General features: G+C 44.4%; 17 protein-coding genes. All 17 read right to left on the bottom strand.

Annotated features, from left to right (window positions below):
- Positions 1-3267: phage tail spike protein (locus ACTNB3_RS14885; protein WP_441026612.1), on the bottom strand; the 3267-nt coding region annotated here is incomplete at its 3' end.
- The gene (locus ACTNB3_RS14880) at positions 3268-4719 is read right to left on the bottom strand and encodes a distal tail protein Dit (RefSeq protein ID WP_441026610.1); all 1452 of its coding nucleotides are present in this window, start codon (positions 4717-4719) and stop codon (positions 3268-3270) included.
- Positions 4710-7307, bottom strand: coding sequence for a phage tail tape measure protein (locus ACTNB3_RS14875; RefSeq protein ID WP_441026608.1), 2598 nt, complete (start codon positions 7305-7307; stop codon positions 4710-4712). Before ACTNB3_RS14875 ends, ACTNB3_RS14880 begins: the two co-directional genes overlap by 10 nt.
- A gap of 199 nt (positions 7308-7506) precedes the next feature.
- A complete protein-coding gene (locus ACTNB3_RS14870; protein ID WP_441026606.1) occupies positions 7507-8085 on the bottom strand; it encodes a bacteriophage Gp15 family protein in 579 nt (192 codons plus the stop codon).
- Positions 8082-8432 carry a DUF6673 family protein gene (locus tag ACTNB3_RS14865; protein ID WP_441026604.1) on the bottom strand — a complete coding sequence of 117 codons (351 nt, stop codon included), beginning with the start codon at positions 8430-8432 and terminating at the stop codon, positions 8082-8084. Before ACTNB3_RS14865 ends, ACTNB3_RS14870 begins: the two co-directional genes overlap by 4 nt.
- A gap of 20 nt (positions 8433-8452) precedes the next feature.
- Positions 8453-8971: a hypothetical protein gene (locus ACTNB3_RS14860; protein ID WP_441026602.1), complete on the bottom strand. Its 519-nt coding sequence runs from the start codon at positions 8969-8971 to the stop codon at positions 8453-8455.
- 2 nt (positions 8972-8973) lie between these two features.
- Complete coding sequence (locus tag ACTNB3_RS14855; protein ID WP_441026616.1) at positions 8974-9384, bottom strand: hypothetical protein; 411 nt, start codon at positions 9382-9384, stop codon at positions 8974-8976.
- Between the two features lies 1 nt (position 9385).
- Positions 9386-9754 (bottom strand): hypothetical protein, encoded by a 369-nt coding sequence (locus tag ACTNB3_RS14850; RefSeq protein WP_441026600.1) that lies wholly within the window; start codon positions 9752-9754, stop codon positions 9386-9388.
- Positions 9754-10083, bottom strand: coding sequence for a DUF6751 family protein (locus ACTNB3_RS14845; RefSeq protein ID WP_441026598.1), 330 nt, complete (start codon positions 10081-10083; stop codon positions 9754-9756). The genes ACTNB3_RS14850 and ACTNB3_RS14845 overlap by 1 nt, the downstream gene beginning before the upstream one ends.
- Positions 10080-10454 carry a hypothetical protein gene (locus ACTNB3_RS14840; protein ID WP_441026596.1) on the bottom strand — a complete coding sequence of 125 codons (375 nt, stop codon included), beginning with the start codon at positions 10452-10454 and terminating at the stop codon, positions 10080-10082. The genes ACTNB3_RS14845 and ACTNB3_RS14840 overlap by 4 nt, the downstream gene beginning before the upstream one ends.
- Positions 10455-10471: 17 nt before the next feature.
- Complete coding sequence (locus ACTNB3_RS14835) at positions 10472-11452, bottom strand: phage major capsid protein (RefSeq protein ID WP_441026594.1); 981 nt, start codon at positions 11450-11452, stop codon at positions 10472-10474.
- A 13-nt stretch (positions 11453-11465) separates the two neighbouring features.
- Positions 11466-12071, bottom strand: a complete 606-nt coding sequence (locus ACTNB3_RS14830) for a hypothetical protein (protein WP_441026592.1) — start codon at positions 12069-12071, stop codon at positions 11466-11468.
- A gap of 88 nt (positions 12072-12159) precedes the next feature.
- The gene (locus ACTNB3_RS14825; RefSeq protein WP_441026590.1) at positions 12160-12447 is read right to left on the bottom strand and encodes a ribosomal-processing cysteine protease Prp; all 288 of its coding nucleotides are present in this window, start codon (positions 12445-12447) and stop codon (positions 12160-12162) included.
- 2 nt (positions 12448-12449) lie between these two features.
- Positions 12450-13613, bottom strand: a complete 1164-nt coding sequence (locus ACTNB3_RS14820) for a phage minor capsid protein (RefSeq protein ID WP_441026588.1) — start codon at positions 13611-13613, stop codon at positions 12450-12452.
- A gap of 4 nt (positions 13614-13617) precedes the next feature.
- On the bottom strand, positions 13618-15030 hold the full coding sequence (locus ACTNB3_RS14815; RefSeq protein ID WP_441026586.1) for a phage portal protein: 1413 nt from the start codon (positions 15028-15030) through the stop codon (positions 13618-13620).
- Positions 15031-15083: 53 nt separating this feature from the next.
- Positions 15084-16409, bottom strand: a complete 1326-nt coding sequence (locus tag ACTNB3_RS14810; protein ID WP_441026584.1) for a PBSX family phage terminase large subunit — start codon at positions 16407-16409, stop codon at positions 15084-15086.
- Positions 16330-16818, bottom strand: a complete 489-nt coding sequence (locus ACTNB3_RS14805) for a hypothetical protein (RefSeq protein WP_441026582.1) — start codon at positions 16816-16818, stop codon at positions 16330-16332. The genes ACTNB3_RS14810 and ACTNB3_RS14805 overlap by 80 nt, the downstream gene beginning before the upstream one ends.
- Positions 16819-16936: the final 118 nt, after the last annotated feature.

Here is a 16936-nt window from a genome sequence, read left to right as displayed (position 1 = left end):
TCCTTTAAACGTCTCCGCTTCGATATTTACGGCCGAGAACTTATACATCTCCCACTCCGTACCATTCCACCGGTATGTTGCCCCCTGCACCAGTCCGGCTGTTGTTCCGGTATTCTTCCAGAGCATACCGATATATTTGTCGGATGGTTCATCCGCTGACTCTACGATTCCGGTCGGTGCTCCATCTTTTCCTGGATCGCCCTCAATTTTTTTCCATGTGTAGTCCGAGAATACCAGGCTAGGTTCCGGATTATCGCTTGTCATAGTTCCCATCCACGCTCCCGGCACGTCTCCTAATGATTCCGACAATTTGCCGAATCGCGGCTTTATGCCTCCGCTCTCAAACAATACATCCCAATCCCCTAAAGACGTTACAGTTTTGCCAAGCAAGTCGTATAAAAACACACTAATGTAATACGTATCTTCCGGAATCGTAAGTTCAGCATCTTTTTGTGATCCCATGTTCCATGATACATATTTTCCATCTGCACCAAATCTGGTATATCCCATGTTAATCCCGCTATATCCTGGTGATAATAAATACTTGTCTCCGGGATTCACCGCAACCGGAGCCATGCATATCCGTTTGTATTCATTCGTGCCTTTATTCGGAGCTGCATCAGAAATCGTACTATCTGGTCCGTAATATCCCGTCATCCAATCGCCTCTATTTTGAGATGCCAAATTTTCGGCGATATCGACCGTAAATGTTACTCCATCGTCTGAATATTTAATGTGAGTATAAGATGATGTTCCATCTTTCCCGTCAGCCCCGTCCTCACCTTTTATTTTGCTCCACGCATAATCGTTTGGATCTGTGCTGTCTGGTTCTTCGTAATCGGTGTACTGTCCGATATACGACTTTCCGTCGCTCTCCGTCACGCTAAAATCCGTCTGACCATCTGCGCTGTTTGCATAGGCGATATGGATATACGGAGTCCTTCCATCTTCTCCGGCCTTTCCAGGAGTACCATTTGCACCGTCCTGTCCTTTTACAAGCGTCCATCTGTAATCATCCGGATTCTCGCTGTCTGTCAGCTGATCATCTACATACATGCCGATATATTCGCGATCGCTATCAGAAACACTAAAATCTGTATGGCCATCTGCACTGTTTGCATAGGCGATATGTGTATAGCTACTCGTTCCGTCTTTTCCCGGAATTCCCTGATCACCTTTTTCTCCCTGAATCCCGTCCAGACCGTCTTTTCCTGGATCGCCTTTTACCTTTACCCAGGTGTAATCCGAAAACTCAGTGCTCGGCGTAGGATCCTCGCTCACAAGCGTTCCCATCCATGCACCCGGATATGATCCTAATTTCGATTCGTGTTCCCCAAAAGTCGGGGACACAGTGTTGTTGCTAAACAAGGTGTCCCACGAATTGTAGTTTATTACGTAAGGCGAAGAACCAACTAGGAAAACCCTCACGTAGTATGTGTTTTCCGGCATCTTATAATCTTTGTCTGTTAAATCTGCTTTTTTCGTTGTCACGCCGACCGCATTTCCGTCTTCGCCGTACCTTGTTATGCCCATGTCGATGAATGAATGCCCGGAAGTCATCTGATATGTGTCGCCAGGAACGACTGGAATCAGTTTCTTCATGCAGATTCGATTGTACTGCTGATTTCCAGTCAGACTGTCTGGACTCGCTGTATCGATTGTGGTGCTGGAAGAATAATATCCCTTTACCCAGTCGCTCCTCTTTCTCGAAACCAGATTCCCTTTTCCTGTGAACGTTTCTCCATCGTCCGAATACTTGATGTGCGTATAGGACGATACACCATCCTTTCCATCGACACCATCCTTACCGTCAGCTCCGTTTTTTCCGTCATTCACATCCGTCATAGTAACCTCATAAAATCCTTTGATATTCCCGGCGGAATCCTTCGCGTCGAATCGATACAGTGCTTTCCCGTCCACATCTGCAGCATTTACTGTGATGCTTTTTCCGGCCGCTAAATCCGCGCCGTCTTTGCTCCATACAATTGTAAATTTGTCTATTACGTCTGTCACGCCGTCGCGAACAGAAGCAGTCAGTGTGGTAGATCCGGTATTATTTTTAAATGTCGTTCCGTTATCAGTCGAAATCATACAGGCGTATGTCTTATTCTGCTCAATAAGGGCGTTCATTTTGGCCACCAAATCTGAGTCCAGCTGAGATTGCAGCTCGTGGAAATTGTCAAACGTTGTTTTGTTTCTGGTCAGATCGGTAAAGCTCCGGATCTGCTCCGTAATTCTCGCTTCCAGGTACAGTGCTGGATTGTATTCGTCATCCTCAATCTGCACTGTATCGCCGATATCAGTATCGAAATATCCAGATACCTCATACTCAACCTGAGGAACGCAGTTTTTCTTGAGTTCCGACAGAGCGTTGCCATATAACGTATTTACATTGTCCGTATCGTACTTATAGATCTTTGCAATGTACCGGTCTTTTGCGGACCATAAATTTGATGGAAACCGATCGCGTGCCTGAGGTGCAAGGATGTTGTTGCTTCCGGATTCTGTATAGTATTCAAGATTTCCATCCGCATCGTATTCAGTTTTGTCCAGATCCGTGATCGTAAGCCCATCCCTGCCAAACGGCCGGATCGCCGTATATAGTCCCGTGATATCTGATGTCTTTGTGATTCCGGTCACGTTTTTTCCGTATCGCAAAGTAATGTCATTCCGGTTCACGCCGATGCCTTGGATCGTGTCGCTGTGCTCTTTATAGACATTCATCACGATCGCTTTCAGGGAGTAGTTATCGTTTAGTTGTGGGATAAATTCCGCCTCAGCACTAAACACCGTGGCCAGCGAAAACAGTCTGGCCAACAGTGTGCTTGATCCTTCCCACTCGTACTTGATCGACTTATCGGATACCTCATTGTTTCCCAGCGTGATCACTTTTTCTGCGTCAAAGATACTTAAGTACTCTGCAAACGTCTTTGCTTCCGTAGCAGCATACTTCTCTTTTTCTTCATTCAAAAGTTCAAACGATAAGGAGTATGCCGTTACTTCCACTTCCAGCTCATCACGCCGAACGCTCATGATATTCAGATAGTATTCTTTATCGCGATACAAAAAAGAGAGCTTATTGCCCTCTACTAAATACTGTGCATCCTCATGCTTTGCGCCGGCGCAAAAGGTCAGCGTGTTGGCCGTGCCTTTCAGGTACTCGTGCAGCTCATCCTCGTAATAGTGCAAGGCTTTCGGCGCACCGTTGTCCATAAACGCCAGGACGTTATCGTAAGCGTCCAGGACTGCAATTCTCACTCTTTCCATTTACAGATACGCCTCCCTTATTCGCACAGTGATATCGGGTTTTGGATCGCAGAATTCCGAGAAATAGAACTGGATCTTTGATTCCCCTGGCGGAACGTGGAAATGTTTGCTTCCTTTCGCCTCGTCTCCCAGTGCCGGCACGCCGTTTACATACATTTTCGTGGTATCTCCGTCGATTGTGATCACATCTCCTTCTGCGTACCGGTTCGGGATGTCCACTCGGTACTGCACATTGTCTTTCCGGAATGACATCTTACCGAACGCCATGTTGCTGACCGGATTCACACTGCTTCCGTACTGGCCAATAAAGATCGTGATCGTAAGTCCTTTCTTTTCAGCCGCCTCCGGTACCCGGAACGGATATGTTTTTCCACCAAATACAAACTCAAACAGTTCGCCACTTTTACTGATCGAAATCAGGCCGTTCTTGCTGTTTGTTTCGGAATCGGCATTTGGTTCGTACCGGATGCGCTTCTTCTCGTTGGCCTGAACCTGGAAGATCGCACTGCACATGCTGTCGCTTTCGGATGCTTTGACGATATGGATTGATGCAAGATGTTCTCCGTTTTCATCGCCGATGACAAATTCCAGCAATCCTACTTCCGTAGCCTTTGATGTCTGGAACCAAATATTAGCTTCCGCCTTAAAATTCACCGCTCCGGAATTTCCAGAAGAATCCGCCGGCAGTGTTACTTGTCTTGCGGCACCGTGCCAGCTGGATCCGCTTCCAGCCGTCTGCAGTCTGAGCCATCCATCCTCATAGCCCGCGAAACTACCTCCCATCGGAAATGTATCATTGCTGGCCAGAATCCCTTTTCCTTCCGTCATCGCGCTATAGTCTGAAGGCTTGGTGTATTTCAATAGCATTTCTGACTTCTCCCGCGCTTCATCGTCTGCCTCGTCAACAGATCCGTACTGCAGGACGCCGTATTCGCTTACAATTCCGATAAAACCGTTCTCATGCCTGTGCGTGATATCATAGCTCACCGGAATGGATTCTGTACCGGAATTAGTAACCGTTGCTTCCAGGACGCCGGATGCATTTTTGGATGCCTGGAAGTTTTTTTCGGTTGTGGAGTGTGCTAATCCATCAACCACAATCCAGTTGATAGTACCGCTTCCGAAGATTGATACCTGCTCAAAATCGAAATCCCCACTCGGAACTGCGTAGAACATCCTGTCGGGAACGGATGAAAATATTAGTTCCTTCGGTTCATCGACGTTCAGCGCGGCGCATAGCTTGTCGTATTTTTCAATAATATCTCCGCTTATCTCAAACGGCATCGGGATTATTTTATGCTTGTATGTGATATATTCAAATTCAGATCCGCGTCTCATTCCATCATCAGACAGTGAGACATCCCAATCTGCCCCCGAGAAGGGTGTGAATCCTTTGAGTACATTAATGTACTTTCCGATATTCACACCACCGTACTTTACCTCTAAGCCCATACTGGCTCTCCTTTCAACATTTTTCTAATTTTCTCATCATTATCCATTTGTTCTTTCATCGGTTTTGCTGTCATTTTAACAACTTCTCTGTCATTCAGCTTCGCCGAAACATAAATCGGTCTCTTTCCCATTTCGCGACCCAAACGCTTGTAATCAATAGGATCTTTGTCCTCGTTTTGGCGCTCACGGCTTCGATCATCATCAACAGTCTTACCTGCCCGAATTCCGTTTGCTGCGCTTTCGTTCAGAGATCTCGTGATCGAATTGAGTCTAACCCTCAATGTTTTCGATTGAATATCATCTACAGCATTATCAAGGCTCTTACTGATTTCAGAAATCGGTACATTTTTCTCGAATCCAAGCCCCATACCAAGTGCCATATTCTTACCTACCTGGTCACGAAATACGGTTGATGGAGAATGAATACCAAGAAAATTCTTTGCCGCATCAAGCGCTTTCTTCGCCGCATTCTTGGTGGCAAAGACGATTGCTCCCGCGGCACCGGTTATACCGTTTGCGATACCTGTTATAATCGCTTTTCCAACTGTCCCCCAGCTAATGCTCTTAAACGCATTCATCGCCAGCGTCCCGACTGATTTAAGAGCATTCACAGCCAGACTCGCACCAGATCTCAAGCTTGTCGAAATGAATGTTATAATTGCTTTTCCGACTTGTGACCACTTGAGATTCTTGATTGCTTCCAGCCCTGTTTTCCCGATGTTGGACAGTGCCGTTTTGATTGCAGGACCTACCGCTTCCATACCTTTTGCAAGGCTCTCTATCAGATTCTTGCCAAGGTTCAGCATGCTCGAAAGTGAGAATACGTTGATGATTGCTTTCAGAATCTCTCCTGCATTCTGAATAATAAGTGGCATATTGTTTATAATGCCTTTTCCGAGCTCAACGATCATCGCAAGTCCGGTTCCAAGCAGTGTTCCTATGCCATTATAGATAGCATCCGCGAACTCATTAATAATTCGCGGACCTTCTTCAATCAGCGTTGGAAGTCCGTTGATTATTCCAGATACAAGTCCTATAAGAATGGACACGCCAGCTTGTACAATCTTTGGAATGTTCGCAATAACCGCATCGGCAAGCGTAACAATCATGTTCATTGCCTGCGGTATAAGAGTCGGCAACTGTTCTCCGATTCCCTGCGCAAATGACGCGATCAGATCAGCTGCGGACGAAAGCATCTGCGGAGCTGCGTTCTGGATTCCGGTCATCAGATCAGATACTATCTTTCCAGCCTGCTTTGTAATGTCTGGTGCGGACTGAACCATCTGAGCCATTCCATCGTAGACATACTGAAGGATATCTTTACCGGCTGAAATCAGCTGAGGCGCTTTACTTGCGATTGAACTCGCGATAGATCCAAGAACCCCAAGCGCAATATCTGTTGCTTCCGGAATGCGATCAACCATTCCTGTGATCAAATTTGCAATTAGATCACTGCCGGCAGAAATAAGACCTTCTGCCCCATCTTCCCTAAAAGCCTGCGTAAGTTTGTTAATTTCTTCTATGCCGGCTTTTGCGATATTGGTAAGTGGAGTCTGGATGGATTCATACAATTCAAGTCCAAGTGCTTCAGCTGATGACTTTAAAATTGTCAGCTGACCTTGCAAATTATTATTCATCGTGTCCGCCATTTGTGCGGCGGCCCCATCACATGAATAGATAGATGATTCTAATTTGCTAAAATCTTCATCGGACGCACTTACTATTGCAAGCAGTCCAGACATGGCTTCCTGTCCACCAAGCGACGCAGCTATCTGAGCCGCTTCCGCTTCTGACAGCCCAGAGAATCCATCGCGAAGATCTTTTATCATCTCATTGAGGGACTTCATGTTGCCCTGGCTATCAGTTAGAGATATGCCAAGTCTTTGCATTGCCGCTTCGACTTCATCAGTCGGTTTGGCCATGCGCGACATGATAGCTCTTAGAGCTGTTCCTGCTTGGCCTGCCTTAATTCCGCTATTGGCCATGAGGCCGATTGCAAGAGCGGTATCCTCAGCCGAATATCCTAATGCACCCGCGACAGGTGCCACGTATTTAAACGTTTCGCCCATCATAGACACATTAGTGTTCGCATTCGAAGACGCCACTGCAAGGACGTCTGCGAAATGGCCTGATTCAGAAGCAGACATTCCAAATGCAGTTAGCGCATCCGTCACAATATCTGCTGTTGTCGCTAAGTCCTCTCCGGAAGCTGCAGCCAGATTCATGACGCCTTCTATACCACCAAGCATATCCTCAGTCTTCCATCCTGCCATTGCCATGTATTCCAGGGCTTGCGCAGATTCTGTGGCGGAAAACTTCGTCGCTTGTCCCATTTCTTTCGCTTTTTCAGTCAACGCAGAAAGCTCATCGCCGGTAGCACCGGAAATCGCCTGTACTTTCGACATCTGGCTTTCGAAGCTCATTCCTATTTTTACCGCTGCCGCGCTTCCGGCTCCAACGATTCCGGCTGCAAATCCACCGATCACAGAGAGTCCGGTTTTTGCAATACTTCCGATTTTATGGATCCCGGAAGAAAATCCACTTGAATCAATTTTTGTATTAAATTTCAAATAGCCATCGTAGCTCATACTATCCCTCATTTCTTAGATAGCACAGGCTCCAATGGCTCAGTTTAAAGTGCTTTTATATCTATTTTTACCTCTCTTTTACATGTGCGACACTTAATATAGAGATTTCTACATTCGGTTGTATTGTCCAATATCGCAAGCTTTGTGCCGCATTTTGGGCAACGGTACCACTTCCTTTCAAGTGGTGGTATCTTTACTTTTACCATTCAAATGCATCTCCAATATCGTAATCCGTCAAAATATCATCCGGAAGTTTAATTTCTCTCTGTATCTTCATGATACGTTTCCTTTCGTCTTTATCTTTCACATCATTTAGATCTATTCCTCTGTACATGATTCTCTGCTTGATTTCATTGTCATTCGACAGCCCGTCAAAAAGCATGCGAAATTCCCACCAATGCATGTACGGAATTGTGCGGATATTAATTCCGTAATCACGCATAAATGCGGAAAAGATGTATGGATAATCGTAGGAAAATGAGTATAATGCTTTCTGATCTGAATCATCGTTTTCGGAATCTCCTTGATCAGATTTGGGATCTGATCTTAGCTTACTCATCGTGACAAAATCTACTAGTCCACCCAGAGCTTCATCAAAATTACCTGGAGCTGATTTAAAATACTGAATAATACAAAGCTGCTTATCCACAGCTGGCAATTCAGAATCTGACATCATATCAATTAACTTAATATACTCTCTGAAATCAGTGACTATAGGCACACTCTCTCCGCATACCTCGATAGATTCCGGGAGATTCTCGTACATCAGGTTCATCATTTTTTGCTCTTCACCTTGTATTTCTGCACGTATTGCGCTCTTCTCTTATTCGATTTTTCCACTTCTGATCGCATCAATTCAAAGAACGATCCGTAACACTCATCGCAAATTCTTGCATTCTTTTTTGTGCCAAGCAGCTTTTCTCCTGTACCGCTCCCAAATACCCGGTCGAAGAAATTGTAAAACATATTGCAGTATCCTAATGTGATATCGGATCTACGTCCTGCTTTGCTTAGATTCTTTTCCTCTTCTTCCATTTTGTCGTATGCATCTTCGAGTTTTTGCTGAAACTCCACATCTTCCATATCGACTTCAAATTCCATATCATTCCATTTCCACTGGCTCATAGGCTCTCCTCCTTAATGTTTTACTCACTTGTTGCACTTACTGAAGCTGTATACGTCACTGTCTTTCCATCTTCTGATAAAGTAGCGGTTCCTTCCTCAATCTCAGATTTCGCTTTTAATGTCCCGGAGTAGATCAGTGCGTCCGTGCCATCTCCATCCGCATCCGGAACAACTGCATAAGTCCTCTTGCGTGCTTCGTACTTCCCGTTCGTTTCATTAAACAGATCGACAACAACAATATCCACAAGAGCATCAGATCCCGTCTTCTCACCATCGTGGATTTCTGCAATGAGGTCGTGCACCGGAGTATTTGTATATCTGTCAAACGAGTATTCAATAGACGGTGAATATCCAACTACATCGGTATCTTCAGATTCCTTATCAACATACTGCCTGCTGTACTCTTTTGCGCCTTTTGAATTTTTCATACTCGTAAATCTAGTCATCCTCTCATATTTAGGAGAGGATCCGGTTTTGTCCGTGTTCATAAAAGCGACTCTCTGATGCCGCTTTACCATTTTTGCAACTGTATCTGCCATCTTTATACCTCCTGACTATACAAAAGGCGGCATTCTATGCGATATTTCGCCAGGTTGCCGTCTATATCATATAAATATCCTTTGCTCAATGTTTCAAACCGTATTGGAATCTTGCCGTCTGGAAGATCCGGAAGGTTTTCAGTAAAGTTCTGCTGTTCCAACCAGTCTTCAAATTTTTGAAAGAACTCACTGTTATCAATATTGATCCTCGCATCCTCGTCATACTGCTCTTTGCTTGTAAATGCGAACTGGAACTGCTTCTTCGCACCTCCGTCTACATATCGCTGAATAACTGGATCACACGGAAGCGGATCGATCGAATACGTCATTTCAGCTCCAATGTAATCCACATTCACTCTACCTCCGTTCAGGAACGGGCAACATGACAAGAACGATCTCAGAGATTCAATCATATTACTCAATTTTTTCGGCCCCCTTCAGAATAGAATCTTTGTGTCTATTTTTCATTCGTTCGAACCAGCGACTCTTTTCTTTGTGTTCATAGTACTGACGTCTTGCATAAGGCGTAATCTGATTGATTTCTCCGGATCCTATTACTGTTCCAAGTGTAGCGGATTTAATAAGTACACCAGTTCTTCTCGGAGTCTCTGGAGCCATTCTCCGGATACATTCCTGGTCAACAAATCTCTGTTTTCTATCAAACTTTGACGACTCCGACGGACCAAATCCCGGATTCCATTCGATCTCCGCTGTAACCTTTCCGCCTTTTCCGTTTACCGTAAATACAGTACCGCGAGGAGTTTTTATTTCAAAATATGACATTATGCGCCCACCACCTTGATATGCGGATTGCTCCCAAACCGGTTATAATTCGCAGAAGTAACTTTAAAATATTCAAACCCAGCAATATCTCTTACTGTCTGAATTGTTTTCGGTCCGCGTCCTCGTACCAGATAATCACCCTTCGCAACCTTGATAGACAGGTCTTCTATTCTAACAGTAAATACATCTGATGATTTTAGTCCATCTGTCGTTATTGATGATTTTTCGTCGCAAAACCACCAGCATTCCGGAATGTACTGCATCTTGAATGTATCACAGTCTTTTCCGGGTACGCGGGAATATACCGTACAGTCTGCATTTGCAATCATCGGCATATCCCCCTATACAATAATCCGGTAAGAGAAAGCCACTTATTCGCAATTGCATATGCTCTTCTCATAAACAGATCTTCTCGGCTTTCTCCATCTCTTCCCTGCGTGACGTAAGATACGCTGTATCCGTCTGTATTTTCGCTCTTGATTTCATTTCCTGATCTCAATACAAACAATTCCGCATATACTTCTGCGATTTCGCATGTGGCGTATTTCAGCTCATCTCCGTCATATCCGTCTGATCTTCCAAGCGTTATGTGCTTTATATACTGCGTCGCATGTAATGCAGCGGCGTCAAAATCCTCTGGCTTGATTTTAACGCCATTGTAATTATATGAATAAAAATCATACCCTGCATATACTTTCATCAAGGCTCACCTCGCTACTAAGCCCCGGCCTTCATTACTGCAAACGGACATCTCTTTTCTTTGTTTTTCTCAACGGAATTAATCGGGTTCGGAATCTCCCATCCAAGTCTCATTACTGCACGCAGAGCAACCATATCATTCTGCATCAGGTTGTATGCGATAGATCCGTCTGTATTCTGTACAACGCCTTCGGTGAACAGCTTAAATGTGATATCCTGTCTGATAGAATATACAAGCTGGCTGAAATCACCAGAGATCATGAGAGCTTTTGATTTATCAAACGCACCGTTGTTCGGGAACACCATCGGAGATCCATCAAGAGCGTACTGTGTAGATCCCTGAAGGTCTGACTTAAACAGCGGATCTCCGTTAGTGTTTTTGAGTCCTCTCAATTTTGCTCTCATAGAGATGTCCGCCATATGACCATTTACGAAATAGCCACAATTTTCAACTTTTGCAATCACGCCATCTTCTGACATGATCTTATCATACAGGTTATCCGCGGATCCGAGAGTTACGATTGCCCCAGCTGCCGTTGCCGTAGCTACAACGTCGTTTCTCCATGATGTCGGCTTATTTACGCCGAAAAGAATTGCGCTGTCGATGACCTTTCCAAACGCTTCGGTAATCCTCGGTCTTACCTCTGCCCAAATATCGTATTCGGAATCATCCAGTACAGCCTCAGGGATTGGTACGATAACTGCAATTTCCTCCGCTGTAATATATTTCTTATCCCACTGCTGCTTTGTGGTCTGTTTCTGTCCGGTGTCACCATTTACAAAGTACGCAATCGGCAGCATATCGAGAACTGGCATTTTGTACTGTCTGCTTGTCATATTTGCAAGCCTGCGACCTCTCGAAAGCACAGCTGACTGTGTGATCGCACCCTGGATGATTTCATTTGATTCCTGAGTAGGGATTAATGACTCCGCGCCGGATCGATCAATAATGGACGCGTCACTTTCAAATAACTTTAAATTCATTCTGTTTCTATTCATCTCATTCTCTCCTTTATCTTCTTGCGGCAGCGCGAATTTTATCATTGATGGAAGCGTTTAATCCGCCTCCAGATCCATTTGACTCACTTCCGGTTGATGTGGATACTCGGTATGTACTGCCACCCATATATCGCGGATTCTCTTTCAAATACTTCTCCGCCGCCTTTTCAAACGTTGTTTTATCATCTACAAGTTTTGATACTTTGAACATCACATAGTCGAGATCTTCAGATTTCACGCCCTTACCAGCCAGAACCTTTTCGTTTTCCATCTGCTGGATTTTTTTATTCGCATCATCGAGATCCTGCTGTAATTTAGTAGCGTTTGGCTGATTCGCCGCTCGCTGCGTCTTAAATGCCGAGATGGCCTGTGTCACTTCGGCTTCTGTCATGCCCTGGCTTCTGAAGAAATTTGCTAATGCCGCCCGCTCTGATTTCTCAGCTCTCGCGCTCGCAATCTCTTCCAACTGTTCATAAGTATATGCTCCGTTTCCATGTGATCCGGATGATCCCCCAGCGGATCCCTGGCCGCCGTTACCAGCCCCGGCATTCACGCCCTGTCCACCAGAGCCAGCTCCCGCGCCGTCTTCAAAGAGCTGTAAATACATTCTTTTTCTCATCTTATACCTCCGTTTTGCCTCGACAGGCTCCCGAGCTTTTTCTGTCTTCACGTTTTGGACAATATAAAAACGTCCTTCCGGACGTTTGTTATTGAAATTCTATGCAGTCGTACTCATTGTTAATATCTGATATTCCAAGATACCATGAGTCTACCAATAACTTCCCATTTTCAGTGAGATTTTCCCAGCTGATAGTTGAAAATCCGCTCCTCGTTTCAGAGAAGATTTCATCTCCGGTTAAATCTCTAAGCGAATTGATCAGATTGCAGGTAAGTGCTGATACCGCCGCGCAAGCTCTATCCACTCCCGTATCGTCTCTGCACCCTGCATGGCCGCACATGCGTATTTCATGTTCGCGTACTTTTACGATTATCATTTCTACGCCACCCTTCCTCTCATGTCGTAATAGATGCGTTCTCTCTGTTCAACGAGTCCCATTTTCTTGCAATACTGTGCGTATTCTCCAAGCTGAGATTTATACTTTGCCCTCGCAATCGTAATTTCATCATGATCTACTTTCGCAGCTTTTAAAGCATCTACCTTTTCCCTTTGAGCTCTCATTGCAGCTTCCATGCTTCGCTGCTTCTGCATTTGCTCATATAGATTATACTCTTTTCCTTTCCAGGTCTTCTTTTTGGCTTCTTCGCGATCCTGTTGCTCAAGCCATTCATCTGTCCAATTTCTTTCCGAAACGCCTGGGATAAACGGATAATAATCATGATAGCAATTAGCTCCATGCAATCCCGTTACTGTACCGAGTCCGCAAACTGAGATCAGCTGATTGTATGTATATACTTTGCCTTGCCAAACTGAATGATCCGGTCTCGCACCAGGATGCCAATCCACTTCGTAATAATCAGTACCAAGAAGCGTAGCATTGCGCTCACTTATTTTCCCAGATATCTGAGATACACCGTTAAGGACAGATCTGCGCACCGCAACCGGAGTGCGATTGCTGTGACCGTTTGCATAATCAACAGTCCTGAGGCCACTGTTTACCATTTGCGTGACTACTCTGCGAATCACAGTATTATAATCAAATCCACCAGATAAGATGTCCATAATTGCCGCATCTACATAATTTTGATAATACGTTGCAAATGGCATAAATACTTTTCTGCCTCCCATCATCACAGCAAATCCATACGACTGAGACAGATTACTTAGCTCATCTGCAGTCTGACGCTTGATTGCCTCGGACATCTGAATCATCCACTCATTTTCCTCTGGAGGAAGGAAATGACCATTAACCTGTTCGTATATGTCATTATTTCTAACATACTGCCAATTCGCCACATCATCATACAGCTGATACATATCCGGATAGGTTGCATTAAGCGTTTCTTTCAATATGTGCTCAATTTCCTCCGATGATCTGCCAAGCTCCGCCATCCGAGTGATCTGATAATCTGCAGTTGATGTGATCGTTCCATTCTTGCGAATGCGTCTCACTATGTCTTGTATGATCCGGCTCTCTGCGCTGGTCCAGATGTTTTCCATCCGGAGAGATATTTTTTCTATGTCAGGCTTCTTGCTTGCCATATCATCACTCCATTACGGTGTTTTGTTCTGGAAGATTAGAGGCTGCAGTTTTTTCATCTTCTCCGTACCACTTCATGCGATATTCAAGAATGCTCATGGCTCCCATCGCAACTTCTTCGCGATCTCGTCTTCTCTCAGCGTCTTTATCTTCGATTATTGAATCGTCAAAATCTATTGATATCTCACAATCTTCTGAAAGCGGATTTCCGAGCACGATTCCAAGCCTAATAATGATTCTGATCAGGTTTTTCAACACATCATCAAGGATGATTTCGTGTTTTTTAAGAGTCCGGAACATGTCGGAATTCTCAGAGATAACTTCCGTTGCCGTCTTCACATTTCCGTTTTCAAATCTATATCTTTCCGTTCCAAACCCACACTTCATTGATAAATAATTGAGATCGTCATTAATAGCCTTGCTGTGCTCCTCTGCCCTGAGCTCCATGTTTACATCAGATAGCATAGGATCCTTGCCGCGGTCGTAGTCTTCCGGAAGGCTGTAGAACACACCGTCATCTGGATCGAAAGCCTGAGTTCCGTCTGAATTGTGGAGCAGTTCAGGAGCTACAAATATGCGCTTTCTTCCAAGCTCAAATTCATTGCTGTACGAATCAAATTCGATGTCCATCTTTTTCAGAACATCAATGGAATTTGCAAAAATAGCAATCCCCATCGGATTGCTGTCATCTGAGTTATTAACAATATTCAGCTTATCAATAACAAATTGCGGTTCATTGCATCCGGTTCTCATCATAGGAACAAGATTGGAGAATGGCTTTATCTCCTTCCATTCTTTTTCCGAAAGCTCTTTTCCATCATTACTTCCCTGGACATTTTCAAGAACCGTATTTTTGATCACATACTCACCATTCTCGATCAAATGCGATTGCACGTGAACATATTTCTTTCTTCGGAATGTATGAGGGAATGTGAATATACATTCTGTCACTACATCATTCTTCCAGCTTACCGGGAATATATTTGTTCCATCAACATAATTGATACCAATCTTCCCAGCGATCACACTGCCATCCTCTGAAATATCAGCGTCTTCCAGATATGGTATATATGCGACTGTTCCGGTATAAGCTTTCTTTTCCTGGTAGCTGTTTCCGAGAACTGAAAACTTATTATTATCAAGCACAGATTTTACAAATGTATCCGTATCTGCATCAGACAATGTCATGACAACTTTCTCGTTCAAGAGCAGATCGGCAATATCTTCGCATACTTTCTTTGCCATTCCAAGCGTTTTCCTCTGGCATCTCTTGTATGTTCCTCGTCCGGTGTATACTTTGTAAAACGTAAACTTTCTAACATTCGCGTTATACCAGCTGGTCCATTCTTTGATTTTTCTATAAAACGATTCGTCTACAGTATCAATTCCGATTTTCTGAAAATAACTAAATATGTTCATCTTCTATCACCTCCCTGCTTAACGGGTTTTCTATCTTTGTGACATCATCTGGATCAAGCGGTCCAATGTTTGATTCTGTTCCATGCTCCCATCACTGCATACCGGATCGCGTCCATGCAGTGATCGTCTTCTTTGATTGGAGCTTCTTTTCCTTTTTCGATTGACTTCTTGTCATACTCATAGATGCCAAATTCACGAATAGCGTTCTCCTGATATGGCGATACTTTGAGAATATCAAACACCAGAGCTTTTTGAACCCTGCTTATTCCAAGCGCTACATCGTTCTCTGCATCTCTGATCAGCACACTATATTCGAGATTTCTGGTAGCTCTTCGAACTTCTTCCGCGAGCCCCTTTGCGGATGGATCCAGAAATACATAAAAAACTCGAATATCATACTTTTCATGAAGATCGTCCATGAACCCAACGAGATCTGAAGCGTATTCCGACGGGCTCCTCTGACGTCCGCTTTCGCGACCGCTGTGGTAATATTCACCCAGTCCTTGAAATTTCTTCTTGTATGTATCGAGTCCAAATGCCTGATATGTCGTAGCGTTCTGCTGTCCGTAATCTCCGCCAATGTATGCTGTATCGTATCTTCTGCCTTTTTCGGGCTTCTCTCTGTTCTTATCGCAAAACATGTAATAGATCAGTTCGTCAACTCCGACAGCCTGTCCGAGCCACACCCATCGGTACATCTTCGGATCAGCTTTTTTCATGGCTTCTGCAGAATCAATCAGATCTTGACCCAGCCATTCAACAGGAACATCTCTGTAATCGGTGTGTATATGGATGCAATCATCTCGCTTCTCCATCTTCTTACACCACTGGTTGATTGCGGCGTTCGGATTTTTTGGCGGATTATATAAATAAATCATTTGGAATCCGCTGCTATTTCCGCGTACAAATGTAGCTTCGATGTTGCTTAGCTCATCTTCTCCCTCTCCATCATCGAAAAACTCCGTAGCCTCGTCTACGACAACAAGCTTGATCGGTTTATCCTCATCGATAATACCTTTAGTATCATCGATTCCGTCAGATCCGGAGAAGTAAATTGTAGTGCCATGCTTTTTGTATGTAATCTCCATCGGGGACTTCGTGATCAGAAAGCGATTCTTCGGAATCTGCAATCTATTGATTCCTCGGAGCATCTCTTTATATACTGTCTTCCGAAGCTTATTGTGATGCTTTCTCAACACAACAACAGATCCGTTTGGATCGTGGATAATCTGATAATCTGCTTTGATGGCCGCATAACTGGATTTCGTTCCAGCTCGTCCAGACGTCAGGATAATATGTTTAATCGTCTTGTTGTTGAATATCTTCAGATACTTCGGAATCACAATATCCGATATCTTCACTGTCTTCTGGCGCGTCATTGACAATCGTCACACCGTCCCCTTCATCATAGTCGTTCGAGTTTCTTCTGATCCGTTCCGTGTTTGCTCTTATCTGGCTTGTGCGGGCACTCTGCTCTTTCAGATCCGCATCCGACAGTCCAGACTGTCCAGCATACTGAGCAACAAAATAAGCGGCCTTAACATTTCCTTCAAGCGCTTCTTTTATCATTGACATTAACATAGCCGATTCGAGTGTGCTTTCAACGCCAAGCGCTTCCGGAACCGGCCCATAATCTTTACTATCTACCTCAGCAGTAAGAAGCATATTTAAAGTCTTACGGAAGTTTGCTTTTCTACGTCTAACTTCTCCGGACTTCTTACCACCCATTTTCCCATATTCTCGAGCTTCACTCGGGGTTAAACGCTTTAAGTTCTCATCGTTCGCCACTTCACCACCTTCAATTCTGGTCTATATATTTCTGCATACAAAAACACCCCATCCATCATAGATAGGGTGTCTCTGCCAAATAATTAACGGGAGGAGGAAACATTACATGTTTCATCGT

It is taken from the genome of Bariatricus sp. HCP28S3_D3 (assembly GCF_052065755.1).
Classification (GTDB): domain Bacteria; phylum Bacillota; class Clostridia; order Lachnospirales; family Lachnospiraceae; genus Allocoprococcus.
Note: the sequence above shows the minus strand (reverse complement) of the source record. Positions and strands in the feature narration are given on the sequence as shown.

Bases quoted from the DNA above. Each gene is read 5' to 3' on its own strand.
- ACTNB3_RS14880 (WP_441026610.1), bottom strand. From the start codon at position 4,719: ATGGGCTTAGAGGTAAAGTACGGTGGTGTGAATATCGGAAAGTACATT.
- ACTNB3_RS14875 (WP_441026608.1), bottom strand. From the start codon at position 7,307: ATGAGCTACGATGGCTATTTGAAATTTAATACAAAAATTGATTCAAGT.
- ACTNB3_RS14870 (WP_441026606.1), bottom strand. From the start codon at position 8,085: ATGATGAACCTGATGTACGAGAATCTCCCGGAATCTATCGAGGTATGC.
- ACTNB3_RS14865 (WP_441026604.1), bottom strand. From the start codon at position 8,432: ATGAGCCAGTGGAAATGGAATGATATGGAATTTGAAGTCGATATGGAA.
- ACTNB3_RS14860 (WP_441026602.1), bottom strand. From the start codon at position 8,971: ATGGCAGATACAGTTGCAAAAATGGTAAAGCGGCATCAGAGAGTCGCT.
- ACTNB3_RS14855 (WP_441026616.1), bottom strand. From the start codon at position 9,384: ATGATTGAATCTCTGAGATCGTTCTTGTCATGTTGCCCGTTCCTGAAC.
- ACTNB3_RS14850 (WP_441026600.1), bottom strand. From the start codon at position 9,754: ATGTCATATTTTGAAATAAAAACTCCTCGCGGTACTGTATTTACGGTA.
- ACTNB3_RS14845 (WP_441026598.1), bottom strand. From the start codon at position 10,083: ATGATTGCAAATGCAGACTGTACGGTATATTCCCGCGTACCCGGAAAA.
- ACTNB3_RS14840 (WP_441026596.1), bottom strand. From the start codon at position 10,454: ATGAAAGTATATGCAGGGTATGATTTTTATTCATATAATTACAATGGC.
- ACTNB3_RS14835 (WP_441026594.1), bottom strand. From the start codon at position 11,452: ATGAATAGAAACAGAATGAATTTAAAGTTATTTGAAAGTGACGCGTCC.
- ACTNB3_RS14830 (WP_441026592.1), bottom strand. From the start codon at position 12,071: ATGAGAAAAAGAATGTATTTACAGCTCTTTGAAGACGGCGCGGGAGCT.
- ACTNB3_RS14825 (WP_441026590.1), bottom strand. From the start codon at position 12,447: ATGATAATCGTAAAAGTACGCGAACATGAAATACGCATGTGCGGCCAT.
- ACTNB3_RS14820 (WP_441026588.1), bottom strand. From the start codon at position 13,613: ATGGCAAGCAAGAAGCCTGACATAGAAAAAATATCTCTCCGGATGGAA.
- ACTNB3_RS14815 (WP_441026586.1), bottom strand. From the start codon at position 15,030: ATGAACATATTTAGTTATTTTCAGAAAATCGGAATTGATACTGTAGAC.
- ACTNB3_RS14810 (WP_441026584.1), bottom strand. From the start codon at position 16,409: ATGACGCGCCAGAAGACAGTGAAGATATCGGATATTGTGATTCCGAAG.